Annotated in this window: 14 protein-coding genes; 5 read left to right on the forward strand and 9 right to left on the reverse strand. The window is 70.9% G+C overall.

The features are described from left to right. Window positions 1-292: 292 nt before the first annotated feature. The 3 genes from GF068_RS19635 to GF068_RS19645 are packed head-to-tail and all read left to right on the forward strand — an operon-like array spanning window position 293 to window position 4,814. Window positions 293-2,035 (forward strand): HDIG domain-containing metalloprotein, encoded by a 1,743-nt coding sequence (locus GF068_RS19635; RefSeq protein ID WP_338046472.1) that lies wholly within the window; start codon window positions 293-295, stop codon window positions 2,033-2,035. Window positions 2,036-2,069: 34 nt separating this feature from the next. After that, window positions 2,070-3,797: an acyl-CoA dehydrogenase family protein gene (locus tag GF068_RS19640; RefSeq protein WP_338046473.1), complete on the forward strand. Its 1,728-nt coding sequence runs from the start codon at window positions 2,070-2,072 to the stop codon at window positions 3,795-3,797. Window positions 3,798-3,845: 48 nt separating this feature from the next. Further along, window positions 3,846-4,814, forward strand: coding sequence for a GNAT family N-acetyltransferase (locus GF068_RS19645; RefSeq protein ID WP_153820936.1), 969 nt, complete (start codon window positions 3,846-3,848; stop codon window positions 4,812-4,814). 4 nt (window positions 4,815-4,818) lie between these two features. Here GF068_RS19645 and GF068_RS19650 read toward each other — a convergent pair whose 3' ends face one another. Both GF068_RS19650 and GF068_RS19655 read right to left on the reverse strand, forming a co-directional pair. Then, a complete protein-coding gene (locus tag GF068_RS19650; RefSeq protein WP_153820937.1) occupies window positions 4,819-5,454 on the reverse strand; it encodes a hypothetical protein in 636 nt (211 codons plus the stop codon). An 81-nt stretch (window positions 5,455-5,535) separates the two neighbouring features. Beyond that, complete coding sequence (locus GF068_RS19655) at window positions 5,536-6,687, reverse strand: exo-beta-N-acetylmuramidase NamZ family protein (protein ID WP_240807045.1); 1,152 nt, start codon at window positions 6,685-6,687, stop codon at window positions 5,536-5,538. 222 nt (window positions 6,688-6,909) lie between these two features. Here GF068_RS19655 and GF068_RS19660 point away from each other — a divergent pair, with 222 nt between their 5' ends. Continuing rightward, window positions 6,910-8,361 (forward strand): serine/threonine-protein kinase, encoded by a 1,452-nt coding sequence (locus GF068_RS19660; RefSeq protein ID WP_153820939.1) that lies wholly within the window; start codon window positions 6,910-6,912, stop codon window positions 8,359-8,361. Between the two features lie 90 nt (window positions 8,362-8,451). Then, window positions 8,452-10,029, forward strand: a complete 1,578-nt coding sequence (locus tag GF068_RS19665) for a serine/threonine-protein kinase (RefSeq protein ID WP_153820940.1) — start codon at window positions 8,452-8,454, stop codon at window positions 10,027-10,029. 8 nt (window positions 10,030-10,037) lie between these two features. Here GF068_RS19665 and GF068_RS19670 read toward each other — a convergent pair whose 3' ends face one another. From GF068_RS19670 to purN, 7 genes are all read right to left on the reverse strand, one after another. Continuing rightward, window positions 10,038-11,411, reverse strand: coding sequence for a trypsin-like peptidase domain-containing protein (locus tag GF068_RS19670; RefSeq protein WP_153820941.1), 1,374 nt, complete (start codon window positions 11,409-11,411; stop codon window positions 10,038-10,040). 75 nt (window positions 11,412-11,486) lie between these two features. Beyond that, entirely contained in the window at window positions 11,487-12,320 is an 834-nt protein-coding gene (gene truA / locus GF068_RS19675; RefSeq protein WP_153820942.1) for a tRNA pseudouridine(38-40) synthase TruA, read from the reverse strand. Between the two features lie 16 nt (window positions 12,321-12,336). Then, window positions 12,337-12,648 (reverse strand): hypothetical protein, encoded by a 312-nt coding sequence (locus tag GF068_RS19680; protein ID WP_153820943.1) that lies wholly within the window; start codon window positions 12,646-12,648, stop codon window positions 12,337-12,339. Window positions 12,649-12,757: 109 nt separating this feature from the next. Continuing rightward, window positions 12,758-13,339 (reverse strand): 16S rRNA (guanine(966)-N(2))-methyltransferase RsmD, encoded by a 582-nt coding sequence (gene rsmD, locus GF068_RS19685; RefSeq protein WP_153820944.1) that lies wholly within the window; start codon window positions 13,337-13,339, stop codon window positions 12,758-12,760. A gap of 34 nt (window positions 13,340-13,373) precedes the next feature. Beyond that, window positions 13,374-14,513, reverse strand: a complete 1,140-nt coding sequence (locus tag GF068_RS19690) for a PEGA domain-containing protein (RefSeq protein WP_170319576.1) — start codon at window positions 14,511-14,513, stop codon at window positions 13,374-13,376. An 81-nt stretch (window positions 14,514-14,594) separates the two neighbouring features. Then, window positions 14,595-16,190, reverse strand: coding sequence for a phytoene desaturase family protein (locus GF068_RS19695; RefSeq protein ID WP_240807047.1), 1,596 nt, complete (start codon window positions 16,188-16,190; stop codon window positions 14,595-14,597). A 13-nt stretch (window positions 16,191-16,203) separates the two neighbouring features. After that, the gene (gene purN, locus GF068_RS19700; protein WP_153820946.1) at window positions 16,204-16,866 is read right to left on the reverse strand and encodes a phosphoribosylglycinamide formyltransferase; all 663 of its coding nucleotides are present in this window, start codon (window positions 16,864-16,866) and stop codon (window positions 16,204-16,206) included. Window positions 16,867-16,884: the final 18 nt, after the last annotated feature.

The following is a 16,884-nucleotide window of genomic DNA, read 5'->3' on the forward strand; positions in this document are numbered from 1 at the left end:
TTCCGAGCCGGCCGGCAATCTTCGACCGTGTGCGGCAAAAACCCCACGATCCGAGAGCGGTTTTTGGCGACTTTCCAGGGCCTCGAGGAAGCGACCCCCGAGCTTGGCCGGCGTCGGCGGGTGTTTGGCGGGCGTGGCCGGTGCGATCTGCCTGACGCGCGGCGAAATGCCTGCTACGGTCGGCCGATCCGCGTGTCCGAGGCGTCTCGGGCCGCATTCGGCCGAGGCCACGCCGAGGCCCGAGCGAATGATGCTAGCCACGCGTGTTCGAGCAGGGGCGTCCGCCGGCCTCGTGCTGAGCCTGATTTTCGCCGCGCTGTTCACGGCCATCGGCACCTTCGAGCTGTACCTGCCCTCCATGGCGCCGCGCCTCGGAGCGGCGGCGCCGGTCACGCTGCGTATCCCGTACGGCCCGCGGATCGTCCGCGACGCTCGTTCGGGCCGGCTCGCGTACGAGCACGCGCGCGTGGTCGTTCCCCGCGGCACCCTGCTCCGGGAGGAGAACGACGAGCACCGCGCCGCCTTCGCCTACGAATCGACGCGCAGGCCTCCGGCGACGGCGCGCCTCGTCTCCAACTTCGTCATCCATTTCATCGTCTGCCTCATGCTCACCGCGTACCTGCGGCGCTTCGGGCAGAACCGCGTGCGGCTCCTGCGAGCGCAGCTCGGCCTGCTCAGCTTGATGGCGGGCAGCGTCGCGCTCGCCAAGGGCATGCTCCTGTTCACGGCGCTGCCGGAGTTCTGGGTGCCGATGGCGGCGCTGCCGCTCTGGGTCGCGCACGCGTTCGATCGTCGCACGGCCTTCCTCGTCGACCTCGCCGTCGCCTTCGTCGCCGCATCACTCCTGCGCTTCGACAACATCCTCCTGTCGGTGCTGCTCGTGCGCGGCGTCGCGGCCACGCTCTTCTTCTTCGATCGCAAGCACGCGCGGCAGATGCTCGTCGCGGGCACGCTCGCGGGCGTCTCGGGCGCGGTCGTGTTCGTCGCGCTCACCGTGATCTACGAGGGCAGGTTCAACCTCCTCGCCGACATCCTCCGCGGCACGAGCTCGAGCGTCCTCGCCTGCATTGGCGGCGGCATGCTCGCGGGCATCCTGGCGCGCGCGCTGCGCGATCCGGCCGAGCGCGCGATGGGCCATGTCTCTCGGGACAAGCTGATCGATCTGACCGACCTCGAGCAGCCGCTCTTGCGGAAGATGGCGGCCGAGGCGCCGGGGAGCTGGGAGCACGCGCGCGCGATGGCGAACCTCGCCGAGGCGGCGGCGAGCGCGATCGGCTCGGACGCGCTGCTCACGCGCGTCGGCGCCTACTACCACGACCTCGGCAAGACCGTGCAGCCCAAGTATTTCGTGGAGAACCTCGCGCACGGCGAGAAGTCGCCGCACGAGGAGCTCGACCCCGAGGTCTCGGCCGACGCGATCATGGCGCACGTCGTGATGGGCACGAAGATCCTGCGCGACGGCCGCATCCCCGAGCCCGTCGTGGAGTTCGCCTACACGCACCACGGCACGCAGGTCGTCGAGTTCTTCTGGCACAAGTGCAAGGAGCAGGGAAACCCGCGAGGCCTGACGCAGGAGTACTTCCGCTACCCGGGCATGAAGCCGCAGACGAAGGAGACGGCGATCCTCATGCTCGTCGACTCGATCGAGGCCGCGAGCCGGACGATCTGGCCGCCCGAGCAGAAGAAGTTCGAGGAGATGATCCAGCGCGTGATCTTCACGAAGCTCTCGAGCGGGCAGCTCGACGAGTCGGGGCTCACGCTGGAGGACCTGCGCATCATCACGACGCGCATGGCGACGACGCTCGTGAACCTCTACCACGGCCGCATCAAGTACCCCTGGCAGCGCGACAAGCAGGACGCCGAGAAGACACCCGTCGTGCACGGCGCGCCGCCTCCGCCGGCGCCACCTCCGCCGCCGGCGACGACGACCCCCGTCGTGCACTCGCCCGCGGAGCTGCCCGAGCCGAAGAGCTCGAAGGACGGGCCGAAGTCGGGCGAGCAGAAGCCTCCGACGTCGGAGGAGACCGCGAGCTAGTCCTCGTCCGGGAAATACTTGCTACAACGAGCGAGTGCCCCCGACGATCGAGCAAAGCTTCACGAAGGCGCTCTTCCACGGCGTGATCGCCGAGGACATGATCTTCCCGTACCCGGAGATGACGTCCGAGGAGCGGCAGAGCACGTCGATGATCCTCGACAGCGTGCGCCGGTTCTTCGCGGCGAACGTGGACAGCGCGAAGATCGACCGCGAGCACGAGATCCCGAAGGAGGTCATGGAGGGCCTCAAATCGCTCGGGCTCTTCGGCCTGCAGGTCCCCACCGAGTACGGCGGCATCGGCCTGTCCACGGCGGCGTACGCGCGCGTCATGCAGGAGATCGGCGGCATGGACGCGTCGATCGCGGTGACGCTCGGGGCGCACCAGTCGATCGGCTACAAGTCGCTCCTGCTCTTCGGCACGCCCGAGCAGAAGCGGCAGTACTTGCCGAAGCTCGCCACGGGGGAGTCGGTCGCGGCCTTCGCGCTCACCGAGCCCTCCGCAGGCTCCGACGCCGCGGCGATCAAGACACGCGCCGAGAGCGTCGACGGAGGCGCGGCGTACGTGCTGAACGGGTCGAAGATCTGGATCACGAACGGCGGCTTCGCGGACGTGTTCACGGTCTTCGCCCGCACGAGCGCGCTCGAGGAGGGCGCCAAGCCGAAGATCACCGCGTTCATCGTGGAGCGCGGCATGGGCGTCACGAGCGGGCCGAACGAGCACAAGCTCGGGATCCGCGGCTCGTCCACGACCGAGATCTTCCTGGAGAACGTGCGCGTGCCCCGGGAGAACGTCGTCGGCGACGTGGGCAAGGGGTTCAAGGTCGCGATGGAGGTCCTGAACTCGGGGCGCCTCGGCCTCGCCTCGGGCTGCGTCGGCGTGTGCAAGACGCTGCTCCGCCTGGCGATCGCGCGCGTCGAGGAGCGGCGCGCCTTCGGCCGCAACATCGGCGAGTTCGGGCTCATCAAGGACAAGATCGCGCGCATGCTCGCCGAGACGTACGCGCTCGAGTCGATGACGTACCTCACGGCGGGCCTCGTCGACTCGAAGATCGCCGACTACTCGCTGGAGAGCGCGATCTGCAAGGTGAAGGGCTCGGAGACGGTCTGGAGCGTCGTCAACGAGACGCTCCAGATCGCGGCCGGCATCGGCTACATGCAGGAGTATCCGTACGAACGGATCCTGCGCGACTCGCGGATCAACCTCATCTTCGAGGGCACGAACGAGATCCTGCGTTGCTTCATCGCGCTCTCGGGCATGGCCGCGCCGGGCAAGGCGCTCGCCGAGGTCGCGAAGGCGATGCGCGAGCCGATCAAGGGCTTCGGGCTGCTCAGCGACTTCGCGCTCCGCAAGGCCCGCGCCGCGCTCGGACGTGAGCGTTTGAGCCGCGCGCACCCCTTGCTCGGTCGCGAGACCGTGATCTTCGAGGAGTACGTCTCGGAGCTCGCCGCGCAGGCGGAGAACGTCCTGCGCAGGCACGGACGGGACATCGCCGAGATGCAGTTCACGCAGCTCCGCATGGCCGACATGGTGATGGACCTCTTCGCCATCGCCGCTTGCCTCACGCGCACGACACGCGCGATCGAGCGGCGCGGCGAGGACGGGGCGCGGCGCGAGATCGACCTCTGCTCGCTCTACCTGAACATGGCCCACAAACGCCTCCGGCAGACCGTCTCGGACTTCCAGCGCAACGACGACGAGCTGCGCAAGCAGATCGCCGGGCGCGCCTACGTCGACGGCGCCTATCCGTTCGACGTGATCTGACGCCCACGGCCGAGCCGGCCCGGCGCGCGCCTTGCAGCGCGCCCGGACGTGACCACTTCTCCTGGATTCCTCATCGAACGCGCCGACGCACGGCACCGCGACTACGTGCTGCATTTGCTCTCCGAGCACCTGCCCGGGTCGGACGTCGCGCGCAGGCACGCCTGGCTCTACGAGCAGAACCCGCACGGCAAGGCCGTGACGGTGATCGCCCGCGACGAACGGAGCGGCGAGCCGCTCGGGATCACCTCGGTCTTCCCGCGCCGCATGCTCATCGCCGGCCGCACGCGCCTCGGCTCCGTCGGAGGCGACGGCTACGTGCGCCCCTCGGCCCGGAGGCGCGGCATCGCCACCGCGATGCACCGCGCCTCGCTCGAAGAGATGCGCAAGGCAGGCGTCGAGGTCATGTTCGGCCCGCCCGAACCACACAACCTCCGCGCCCTCGAGCGCGCCGGCGCGCGCGTGGTCTGTCACGTACGCCGTTACGCGCGCCCGCGTATCTTGCAGGGCCTCCTCGGCCCCCTCGCGCGCCTCGTCACCCGCGGCGCGCGCCTCGCGCCCATCGAGGGGCGCGACGGCCGCGTCGATCGGATCTTCGAACGCGCCATCGACGACACCGTCGTCACCCCCGTGCGCGACGCCGCGTATTACGCGTGGCGCTTCGTCGAGAGCCCCGCGCGCGCGCAGCGCGCCTTCGTCGTCCTGCACCACGACGAACCACTCGGCTTCTGCGTGCTCGAGCGCGCCGGCACGCGCGTCGCGCTCGTGGACCTCGTCGCGCATCCGGACGACTTCGCCTCGGCGCTCTCGATCGCCGCCGCGGCCTCGGGCGCCGAGGCGCTCGTGACGCAGCTCAACGACCGCGGCCCGCACGCGAAGAACCTCGGGCGCGCCGGGTTCTTCGCGCGCGAGGGCAAACCCTTCCAGGTCCACGCCTCCGAGGGGATGGATCCGGCCGTCTTCGACGCGCACCGCTGGTACTACAGTTGGGGCGACGGCGATCTCGACCGCGTGCTCTAGCGCCTCACCGCACCGCCATCGGCCCGATCACCTCGAGGACCGGAGCCCCCTCCAGCACCCGGGTGAACGACACGAGCGGCAGGCGCTTGTGGGATCCTCCGCTCGCCTCGTTCACGCCGATCCGCCCCGAGGCGATCGCCTCCTGCAGCGTCGGGATCACGGCCCGATGCTGCGCGAGCGGTCCGTCGCTCGGATCGAGCGTCGTCTCCGACTCGACCTTCCGGCCCGGCAGCTCCACCTCGAACATGCGGCCGCTCCGGTTGTCGACGACCCCGTAGACGTACACGCTCACGTCGGGCGAGGGCAAAAGCCCGTAGGTCCGCTGGACCTCGTTCACGAGCGCCGCGAAACGCGCGCCGTCGAGCCCCGTCGGCAAGAGCTCGCCGACCCGCGCGAGGTCGACCATCCGCTCGTGCATGTACCCGAGCAGCATGCCGCGCAGCCGCTCCGTGAACATCGGCGACGCCGCGCGACCCGCCGCGCTCACCGCGTCCTCGACCGCCGTGATCAGATCCTCCGGCTGGAAGATCGCCACCTCGATGCACAGGTCCTTGCAGAACGCGTGAACGAACGCGGCCGCGTCCCTCCGGACCCCCTCGTCGAACCCTGCGAGCGCCTTCGTGACCGGCTCGGTGATCATGCAGGTGAGCCTCCTCGGCGACCCCTCAGCGTAGCGCCGGAAATGCCGAGCAGGTAGGCCACCGAGGGCCGCCGTCCCCGCTCAAATCGCCGCTTCTTGCAGCGCCGCGCTCGCCTCGGCCATCACGTCCGGCCAGGTCGGATCCGGCGCCGACACGTACTCGGCGACCGAACGCGCGTCCTCGCCCGCCTCGATCGCGCGCCGCGCCTCGTCCGAGCCCGTGAGCAGGTCGAAGGCGGGGATCGTGTCGATGTACTCGTAGCGCTCCGTGCGGAACAAGAAGCTCTCCGGGTTCTGCCGGCGCGCGAGCGCCACGAGCGCGGTGTACGTGGCGACGGGCCGGAACGTCATGCGATCGGCGATGTGGATCTGCACGCCGCCGCAGATCTGTCCCGCGTGCTTCTGGAACGTCGGCCGGAACGTGAGAGGTCGCGCGACGAAACCAGGCAGCCCCGTCGCCCGCAGCCCCTGCGCGAGCTGATGCCCGTCGAGCCACGGCGCGCCGACGATCTCGAAGGGCCGCGTCGTGCCGCGCCCCTCGGAGAGGTTCGTGCCTTCGATCAAGCAGCCGCCCGGATACGCCATCGCCGTGCAGCACGTCGGCATGTTCGGCGAGGGCATCACGAAGGGCCGGTCCCACACGTCCGCGTATTTCTCGCGGTCCCAGCCCTCCACGGTCACGATCGAGAGCGCGTCGCCGAGCGGGATGCCCTCGCGACGCGCGAAGAGCGCGACCACCTCGCCGATCGTGAGCGAGTGCCGGACCGGGATCGGCTCGAGGCCGACGAACGACTGGAACCCCGGGGCCTGCGAGCGCCCCTCGATCGTGCGGCGCGAGCCCGTGATCGGGTTCGGCCGATCGAGCAGGATCACCGGCACGCCCGCCTTCGCCGCCGCGCGCAGCGCGAGCAGCGCGGTCCAGACGAACGTGTAGTAACGCGCGCCCACGTCGGCGAGGTCGATGAGCAAGAGGTCGATCGACGCGAGGTGCTCGGGCCTCGGCGAGAGGTCCTCGAAGCGATCGCCGTAGAGGCTGATGATCGGCGCGCCGGTGCGTCTGTCTTTCGCGTGCGGCACGTCGACCATGTCCTGCGCTTCGCCCCCGTAGCCGTGCTCCGGCCCGAAGAAGAGCGCGGGTTTGCAGCCGATGCGGGCGAGCACGTCGCCGATGTGCTCGATGCCCCGATCCACGCTGGCCGGATGCGCGAGCACGCCGAATCGCGTGCGGTTCAAGCGAGAGGTGACCGAAGGGAGGCGAGGGAGCCGATCGAGTCCTACGAGCACCGCCCGGCCGTACTCCGACCCTGAGCGGCCGTCCAGAGGGTGAGCACGAGACTTACCAGGACGGTCTCGAGATCGTGGGAAATCAAAGGGGTTCGACCGTGGGGGAGCGCAAGATTCCGGCGCCGTGGTACTTTCCCATCGGTACTTTTCGGGGGGTTCGGGCGCCGGACGATGGCTCTTCAGATCGGCCAGATCTACGGCGGCAGGTACCGCGTCCTTCGCGCGCTCGGCGAAGGCAAACACGGCCCCGTCTACGAGGGCGAAAATGTCGAGATCCATCGGCGCGTCACGCTCGAGGAGCTCGCTACGTCGCGGCTCGATCGCCCCGCCTCCGCCCTCGCCGCGTTCGCGCGTGACGCGCAGGCCGCGAGCGGCGTGCCCTCGCCGCACGTCGACAAGATCCTCGACGACGTGGAGATCCCCGGCGTCGCGCGTGTGCTCGTGAAGGAGCCACGCGAAGGGGTGACGTTACGCGACCGCATGCGCGAGCGTGGCCGCCTCGACGCCGACGAGGCGAGCCGCATCGGCATCCAGATCGCCCGCGGCCTCGCCGACGCACTTGCAGCCGGCGTCGTGCACCGCGCCCTCGAGCCCGAGAGCGTCTTCCTCGCGCGGGGCCCCCTCGCTCGCGCCGAGCTCGTCAAGGTCCTCGATTTCGGCGTGGCGCACATCGCGGAGAAGCAGCCGCCCGATCACGCCACGCCCTACACCGCCCCCGAGCAGATCCGCACCACGAACGAGGTCGACGCGCGGGCCGACGTCTACGCGCTCGGCGTGATCCTGTACGAGTGCCTCGCAGGTCAGGTCCCCTTCCCCACGAGCGCCGAAGATGAACTCCTCTTCACCATTGTGATGGGGGACCCAGCGCCCATCGAATCGATCGCGCCCAACGTCGACCCCGAGCTCGCGACGATCGTGCACAAGGCCATGGCGCGCGACACGAGGGTCCGGTATCAACGGCCCAAGGACCTCGCGCAGGCGCTCGCCACCTTCCGGGCTCGACGTGGCCTCGGCGCCGTCCCAGAGCCGCTCGACCCGCGCACCCCATCGCCCTCCATGAGCGCCCCCGAGGACGACGACGACCTGATGATCGCGGACCACGGCACGGTCATCATGGACCGGAAGCCGGGGTACCCCGCCGCGCGCCCGGCTCCGCCGAACCCGCCGCCGCCGCCGAGCCACAGACAACCGCCGATGTCGGGCCCTTCGCCCGCGGGGCTGCCCGTCCTGCCCTCGTCGATCACGGGCCTGCCGCCGAAGGCGCAGCCGCAGCCGCAAAAACGGCTCATCGCCCTCGTAGGCGGCTCGGCCTTCGTGATCGTGTTCGTCCTGGGCGCGATCATCATGATGCTCGTGCGCTTGACGCGAGACACGAGCGAGGAGGCAGAGGCGCCCGCGGCCTCCACGTCCGCGGCCCCCGCGAAGGCGCCCTCCGCCGTGTTGCCCACGGTCGCGCCGCTGCCTGCGAGCGCGGAGGTGGAGGCGCCGGCGGTGGAGGAGGGCTCCACGCGGATCATCACGCCGCCGCCGACGTCGACGCCGAACACGCGCGGCGCGACCCCCGTGCGTACGTCGCCGGGGACGAAGAGCACCGGCAAGCGCCGCATTTCGGACGACCTGTGAGGGCGCATCGCCGTTCGCGCGAGGCGCGCGGCATCACCGACGAGAACTCGACTCCATGCGCCTTTCGCGCGGTATGATGAAACGCAGCCGATGACGCTCCAGCCCGGCAACATCATCGAAGGCAAGTACCGCATCACCCGCCTCCTCGGGCAGGGAGGGATGGGCGCGGTCTACGAGGGCGAAAACGAGCGCATCCACCGGCGCGTGGCCATCAAGGTCCTGCACGCGTCGGTGTCGGGCAAAGAGGACGTCGTCCAGCGCTTCGAACGCGAGGCGCAGGCCGCGGGGCGCATCGGCTCCGAGCACATCGTCGAGGTGCTCGACCTCGGCAACCTGCCGAGCGGCGAGCGCTTCATGGTCATGGAGTACCTCGACGGCGAGAGCCTCGGCCAGCGCATCAAGAAGCGCAAGCGCCTCACGCCGCAGGAGCTCGCGCCGCTCATCCACGGCCTGCTCGAGGGGCTCGCGGCCGCGCACGACGCGGGGATCGTCCATCGAGATCTCAAGCCCGACAACGTCCACCTGGTGACGAACAAGAACCAGCGCGACTTCGTCAAGATCCTCGATTTCGGCGTGTCGAAGTTCTCGGCGCTCGACACCGACATGAGCATGACCAAGACCGGCGCGGTCATGGGCACGCCCTACTACATGTCGCCCGAGCAGGCGCGGGGCGGGAGGATCGACGCGCGCAGCGACCTCTACTCGGTCGGCGTGGTCATGTACCAGGCGATCACGGGGCGCTTGCCCTACCAGGCGCAGACGTTCAACGAGCTCGTCTTCAAGATCGCGCTCGAGTCGCCCGATCCCGCCGAGCTCGTCGTGCCGAACCTCGACCCGGCCTTCGCCCAGCTCATCGCGAAGGCGATGATCCGCGACGTCAACATCCGCTTCCAGACGGCGCGCGAGTTCCAGGCCGCCGTCGCGCAGTGGATGATGGCGAACCCGGCCGGCCCCGAGCTCGCCGCGGGCCGCATCCCCACGATCCAGCCGGGCGGCATGGGCGGCTTCGATCCGCGCATGAGCCAGCAGAACCCCCTCGTCGGCACGGGCCCGCTCGGCTTGCCGCAGGGCTTCGACCCGCGTTTGAGCGCGCAAAACCCCATGGTCGGCGGCTTCGACCCGCGTTTGAGCCAGCAGAACCCCATGGTCATGGGGCAGCCGGGCTTGATCCCCGGGACGAACCTCGGGATGTCGCACCCGAGCCTCGGGATGTCGCAGGCAGGCCTGACGGTCGCAGGCGTGCCGCCGAAGAGCGGCAACGGCGCGATGGTGGCGATCGGCCTGCTCGGGACGCTGCTCGTCGCGGCGAGTGGCCTCATCGTCTGGAAGTTCGTGCTCGACAAACCCGCGCCCGCGCAGCCGCCGGCCATGACCACGCAGGCCGCCGCGACGCAAGCTCCGCCGGTGCCGACGCCGACGCCCACGCTCGCGCCGACGCCGACGGTCGCGGCGACGGAGGAAGCGCCGCCGGAGACGCCGCCGGCAAACACCGCGGCGGTCGGGACGGCGACGCAGGCGCCGATCGGCACGGGAACGGCCGCGCCCTTCCCCACCGGCGCGCGCACGGGCGGCACGGCGACGACCTTCGGGACCGGGACCGCAAAAAAGCCGCCCACGCCGCCGCCCACGTCGACCGGCGGCGGCCGCAAGATGGGCAGCGATCTCTAGCCCCGGACCTAACGCACCGCCGTGTAGAACGTCGCCTTGTCGCGACGAACCCGGAGCAGGAGACGCCCGTCCTGCGCGGCTTTCTGCACGTCCGCCGACGTCGGCAGGCGCGAGAAGTCCGCCTCGAGCACCACGTCGCCGCGCTTGAGCCCCGCTCGATCCGCCGGCGAGTCCGGCGACACGGCCACGATCTGCGCGAGCGTGCTGCCGCCGTCGCCGTCCACGTCCCGCAGCGTGATCCCGAGGCCCTGCGGGCTCGACACCTTCCGCTGGACCGGCAAGGCCGGCGGCGAGGACTCGCTCTTCGCTTCGAGCGTCACCTTCGTCTGGTAACGCTTGCCCGCGCGGAACACCTCCATCGGCAGCACCTCGCCGTCGTCGTGCAGGAAGAGCTCGCGGATCACGTCCTGCGCGTCGGCGATCGAGCGGCTGCCGATCTTCGTGACGATGTCACCCGGCTCGAGGTGCGCCTTCTGCGCCGGCCCGCCGGCCACCACGGTGTTGACGAGCGCCCCCGCGTGCGGCGCGCTCGGGATCTCGGCCGCGAGCTGCGGCGTGAGGTCCTGGATCCCGACGCCGATCCACACGCGCATCACGTGCCCCGTCTTCAGGATCTGCTGCGCCACGCGGCGCGCGATGTTCGAAGGTACGGCGAGGCCGATGCCCTGCCCCTTGCTCACGATCATCGTGTTGATCCCGAGCACCTGCCCGTCGAGGTTCACGAGCGGCCCGCCCGAGTTGCCCGGGTTGATGCTCGCGTCGGTCTGCAGATAGTCCTCGATCGCGTTCATCCCCACGCCGCCGCGGCCCTTCGCGCTGAGCACGCCCGTGGTCACGGTGTGGCCGAGGCCAAAGGGCGAGCCAATCGCCACGACCCACTCGCCGACGCGCGCCGCGTCGCTGTTGGCGAACGTGGCGACGGGCAGGTTCGTCGCGTCCACGCGGAGCACGGCGAGGTCCGTCGCAGGGTCACGGCCGGCCACGCGCGCAGGCAAGGTGCGCCCGTCCTTGAGGCGCACGTTGATGGCGCGCGCGGCCTCGATGACGTGGTTGTTCGTGAGGATCGCGCCGTCGGCCGAGAAGATCACGCCCGAGCCCATGCCACGTGTCGTCGCGTCGGTGCGGAACCAGCGGCCCGCGGAGGGCTCGCCGTTCGCGACGGTGACGTCGATCTGCACGACGGCAGGGCTCGTCTTCTCGGCGACCGCGACGAACGTATCGCCGAGCGCGCGCACGTCGGCCGCCGTGGGCAAACCCCTCGCGGACGGCGCGGGCAGAGGTGCTTTCGGGCGCGGCGGCGCGGCCTGCGCGAGGGCGTCCGAAGAGGCCGAGCCGAGCCCGACCATCACCAGCATCGAGGCGAGCATGCAGCGAGGGCGCATCGTTCCTCCGAGGAAGGCAGTCGCTCGATTATGGATCCCCGAGGCCCGAAAAGGCACGCGGAAGACGCGCGCCTCTCACGTCTCCGGCTCGACCGGCCACGCGTCGCGCCCCTCGTCGGCGAGCGCGACCGAGACCAGATAGAGCCCGTCCGGCGGCGCCGTGATGCCCGCGTCCTCCCGGCGCTTCGAGGCGAGCGCGCGCGTCACGGCGCCCGGCGCGAGCCGCTCCCGCGCGACGTCCACGAGCGTCCCCACCAGGATCCGCACCATGTTGTGCATGAACGCGTCACCCTCGACCTCGATCCGGACGAGGCGAGGATCGTCCCGGTCGACCTCCACCACGAGGCGCCGGATCGTCCGCACCGTGTTCTCCCGGGGGTCGGCGGCCGAGCGGAAGGCCGCGAAATCGTGCGTGCCGAGGGCGAGGCTCGCCTCGGCGGCGGCGCGCGCGATCGAAGCGTCGTCGCCGAGCTGCTCCACGCGCCAGACGCGACCTTCGAGGAACGGGTCTCGCACGAGGTCCCGCAGGAGCAGATACCGGTAGCGCTTGCCCTTGTTCGCGAACCGGGGCGTGAAGCCGCGCGGCACGAGCGAGGCGCGGCGCACCGCGATCTCCCGCGGCAAGTGCCTCGCCGTGCCGAGGACCCAGCCCCGCGGCGGGATCACGCGGGAGGGGTCGAAGGCGACGCGCTGGCCGAAGGCGTGGACGCCCGCGTCGGTGCGGCTCGACCCGCGGATCTCGCGGATCGTGGGGTCGAGGGCTCGGAGCGCGGCGAGCAGCTCGCCGGCGATCGTGCGGCGCTCGGGCTGGTGCGCGAACCCCGAGAAGCTGCGGCCGTCGTAGGCGACGGTGAGAAGGACGCCGTCGGGCAGAGGGCTCTCGACCCCCTCGTCAGCGGGCTCGTTCATGGATGGCCGCGCGTGGCTAGTTGCCGCCGCCGCTGCCGCCGCCGCTGCCGCCGCCACCGCCCTGGCCTTGGTTGACCTCCACGCCGTAGCCGTAGAGGCAGGCGTCGCGCTCGAAGCCCTGGAGGTCCTTGCAGCACTCGGCGGGGGCCTTGACGTCGCCGTTGACCACGCAGACGGCGAACGGGTTGCAGCTCTCTTCGTTGTCGATCGCCCCGTTCCCGTCGATGTCCCGGTTGCAGTCCGGCGTCGTGCCCTCCTCGGACGCGCACGCCGAGACGCCGCAGAGGAGCAGCGCCGCGAAGATCGCCGCGAGGAGCGGGGAGGCCATGCGGATACCGTTCGGAGAAGCGAGGGGTTTCATCGAGGTGGTGCTCATGGCTGGAAAGGGGAAAACGCGAGCGCGCGGCGTGCGCTCTCTCGCGAAGCGACACCTTACCTTACCCATCTGCGGACCCGGAGGGAACGTCCTCCGCGGGCGTGTACAGGGAGATCGCGGTATCGCCATAGATCCGCGTCTCGTCGCGCACGAGGCGCGGAGGCGCGGGCGGGGCGTCGCGGCTCGCGTGCTCGAGCACGACGCGGGCCCCGGGCGAGACGAGGCGCGACGCCTCGACGGTGAGCGCTTCGAGCACACGCGCCGCCTCCACGAGCGCGGCGTACGGCGGGTCGAGCAGGATGAGGTCGAAGGGGCCGAGCGGCACGAGCGCGGCGAGGGCGCGCGTGACGGGCTGCGTGATCACCCGGCAAGCGCCGTCGATCCCGAGCGAGGCGAGGTTCTTCTGGAGCGCGGCGAGCGCGGGGCGGCCGTTCTCGACGAACACCACGCGCGAGGCGCCCCGGGAGAGCGCCTCGATCCCGAGCGCGCCCGTGCCTGCGTAGAGGTCGAGCACGCTCGCGCCCGAGACGTCGCCGAGCACGTTGAAGAGCGCCTCGCGCACGCGATCACTCGTCGGGCGCGTGGCGTGACCGGACGGGGCGACGAGCCTGCGTCCGCCGAGCGAGCCCCCGATCACGCGCATGGCAGTGGGAAGATGGCAGGCGCGGGTGGCGCGCTCAGAAGCGGAAGCCCACGTCGAGCTTGCCGCCGGTGTGATCGACGCGGGGCAGGATCATGAGGCCCGCGACGGGTTTTTCCTTCGTGGTCTTCGCGCTCGTGGCGACGAGGAAGACGCCCGCGCCGGCGGCGATGGCCGCGAGCGGGTAGAAGATGAGCTGCAGGAGCTGACCCGTCTCGCCCTTCGAGCACTGGTCGGCGACGTAGGGCCGGTCGAAGCCGGTCTCGACGCTGCCCGTGCCCCGCGCGACGTCGCAGATGTTCGTGTTCGTCTCGTAGAGATTCTGGTTCTGCTTGTAGCCGTCGTCGTTGTTGACGCCGTTCACCGTCGCGGTGCCGTAGATCCCGACCGCGCCGAACGCGACGCCCGCGCCGATCGCGGCGAAGCCGCCGATGCGCTTCCAGTTCGTCGGCGTGGTGTCACCGGCGGGGACGGGCGCGACGACCACGTCCGTCGGCGAGTTCGGCTTGACCGTGATGTCCGTGGACATGTCGGCGTATCCGGGCGCCTTCACCACGAGGCTGTGCGTGCCCGAGGGGACGAAGAACGTACCTTCGCCGTTGGTGAGCGCGCCGAGCGGCTGGCCGTCGACGAAGACCTGACCGGCCACGCTGCCCGCCTTGACCTTCACCTCGCCCTTGGGCGGGCCGTCCGTGAGCTTGTTCAGCGCGTCGGAGGCGATCTTCCGCAGCGCCTCGTCCTGCGCCTCGGTCAGGTTCGCGCTGTACTCGACCTTGTGGTCCGTCGTGCCCTTGCCGCGGACCCAGAAATGCAGCTCGCCGCTGACGTTGCCGCCTTTGCCCTTGTCGAGCTTGCCCCACACGTACCGGTCGGCGCGGATCTGATCGGCGATACGCGACTGGCAGCTCGCGTCCGGCGGATCCGGGCACTTCAGCGAGAGCGTCAGCACCTCGAGCGAATAGTCCCCCTCGCCCTGCGACCAGCCCGGCGTCGCCCTGACCGCGTTCCGCAGCGCCTTCGTCAGCGCCTCGGCCTGATCGTCGGCGTCCATCGTCTGGATCGAGATGATGTGGATCGGCAGCGTATCGGGCCCGGGCTCGGAGGCCTGGGCCGCTCCGACGGACATCAACGTCGCGAACGCGAGCGTCGTCGCCAGACCGTATCGGGGTGCGCGCATGGTCATCTTCCCGCTCTCTCTCCTACGCGCGACCACGTTAGCCTCCCTTGGGCTCGTTCCGCAATTATGCGGTGACGTGGCTCAACCGATCTCGACCTTGCTCCACATGTCCCGCCGCATCTTCTCCTTGCGGCGGTCGGTGCGCGTGACGAGCCGTGCTGCGCCCCACGCGGCGAGGAGCTGCCCCTCCTGACCGAGGCCCGGCAAGACGCTGCGACCCACGAGGAGCGTGCGCTCGATCGGCCCTCGGATCGGCTCGCCGCCGAGCCCGAGATACCCCGGCGGGTCGACCTCGAGCTGCCGGACCATGGGCTCGGGCGAGGTCGACGCGCCCGTGAGCGAGGCCCGATCCACCGGGCGAAAGCGGCCCTCCTCGTACACCCAGACCGGCAGGCCGTCGTGCACCGAGTCGACCACGCGCAGGTGTCGCTCGAGGAACGGTAGCTCCGCCGCGAGCGTCGAGAGCACCACCTCGCGCATGCCAACGAGCGGGATCGGGCTCCGATCGGGCAAGAGGACCTCCGCGACGAGCAGCGACTCGCCCTTCACGCCGGGCATCACGTGTCGCTCGAGGTGGATCACCGGGCGGTGCGCGGCCGGCGGCGCGCTCGAGCGGGGCCCGGCGCCGGGAGCCGTGCGCGCCGCGGGCCGCAGCGCAGGTCGATCGCCGGGCAGGACGAAGCTCTCCACCCCGAGGGGCGCGGGCAAACCCTCGTCGCGGACGACGAGCGAGACGACGAACCTCCCGACGGAGGACGTGATCCGCGGCCACTCGCGCTGGGCGCGCTTGTGGATGCCCTCGCCCCCGGAGAGCGCCGCGAGGCCCTCGCCGTCGAGGTCGGTGATCACGAAGCTCGCGCCCGTCGGCCCATCGTCGCCGTCGACGACCACCCCCGCGGCCGAGCCTCGCCGCAGGTGGAGCGCCCGCGCGCGGGCGGAGAGCATGCAACGACCGCCATGCGCCGCGATGCGATCGACCATGAACTGCTCGAGCTCGTCCTCGCCGCCGGGCAGCGTGTAGAGGCCGCGGGTCCAGGCGCCGTGCAGGCGCGCCACGGCGAAGGGCGGCGGGAGCGAGGAGAGGTCGGTCGCGAACGCCACCGAGGACGTCACCACCTGGCGGAAGAAGTGCCCGCGCGGCAGCTCGACCAGGAGATCCGCGTCTGGCTCGGCGCGCACGTAGGGCAGCATCGCGGCATAACGCCCCGTCTCGCGCCGCTCCCAGAACGTACCGGGGGGCCAGACCGCGTCCCTCTCGAAGGCCTCGTCGGCGGCGCCGTTCACGCGGGCGAGCTCGGCGTAGAGGTCGTCGACCACGCGGCGCACCTCGGGCATCTCGCGGTCGATCTCGCGGCCGAACAGCACGAGGTCGGGCGGGATGTCGAGCCTGCGCCGCGGCGCGAGCACCTGCATCATCGGGCTCGCCGGCACCACGCGCCGCTTCCACGTCTGCGACTGCGCGAGCTCCACGAGCACGCGTGTCCACGCCGGCGAGCTCGCCGCGAGCATGGTGAAGGCGCGCCTCTGCAGCGTGCGCGGTCCGAGCTTGTAGCTCGCCGGCCGCCCTCCCTGGCCGAGCACGAGCACCGTGAAGTCGCGCCGCGCGAGCAGCGCCGCCGTCACGAGCGCGCCGAGCGATCGACCGAGGACCACGACGTCGAAATGCTTCGAGGTCACGACGCGCTCTCCCTCAATCGTCCACCACGACGCCGAGCGCGCTCGGGACGCCCACGAGCTCGACGCGAGACGGGCCCGAAGGCGTCGCCGACGGGCGCACCGCGAATTTCTCCGCGGCGATCGCGGAGAGCACGTGCACGAGGAGCTCGTGCTCGCGGGCGAGGATCCGCGCGGACAAACGCTCCTCCGTGTCGTCCGGCAGCACCGGCACCGCGGCTTGCGCGAGGATCGGCCCCGTGTCCGTCCCGGCGTCGACGAGGTGCACCGTGCAGCCCGTGATCCGCACGCCGTGCGCGAGCGCCTGCCCCTGCGCGCTCACGCCGGGGAACGCGGGCAAGAGCGAGGGGTGGATGTTGATCACCCGGCCGGGGAACGCGTCGAGCAGGACGCTCGTGACGATCCGCATGAAGCCCGCGAGCACCACCCACGTCACGCCGGCTTGTTGGAGCGCGGTCACGAGCGCGGCGTCGAACGAGGCGCGGTCCGGGTGATCCTTGTGGCTGATCACGGCCGTCGGCGCGCCGGCCTCCTCTGCGCGTCGAAGGCCCGGCGCGCCGGGGCGGTTCGAGATCACCAGGCGGACGCGCGCGTCGAGCTTCCCTGCCGCGATCGCGTCGAGGATCGCCTGGAGGTTGGAGCCGCGGCCGGAGATGAGCACACCGAGGTCGAGGGTCATCGGGCCGAGGCATCGTAG

This window comes from Polyangium spumosum (assembly GCF_009649845.1).
GTDB lineage: Bacteria > Myxococcota_A > Polyangia > Polyangiales > Polyangiaceae > Polyangium > Polyangium spumosum.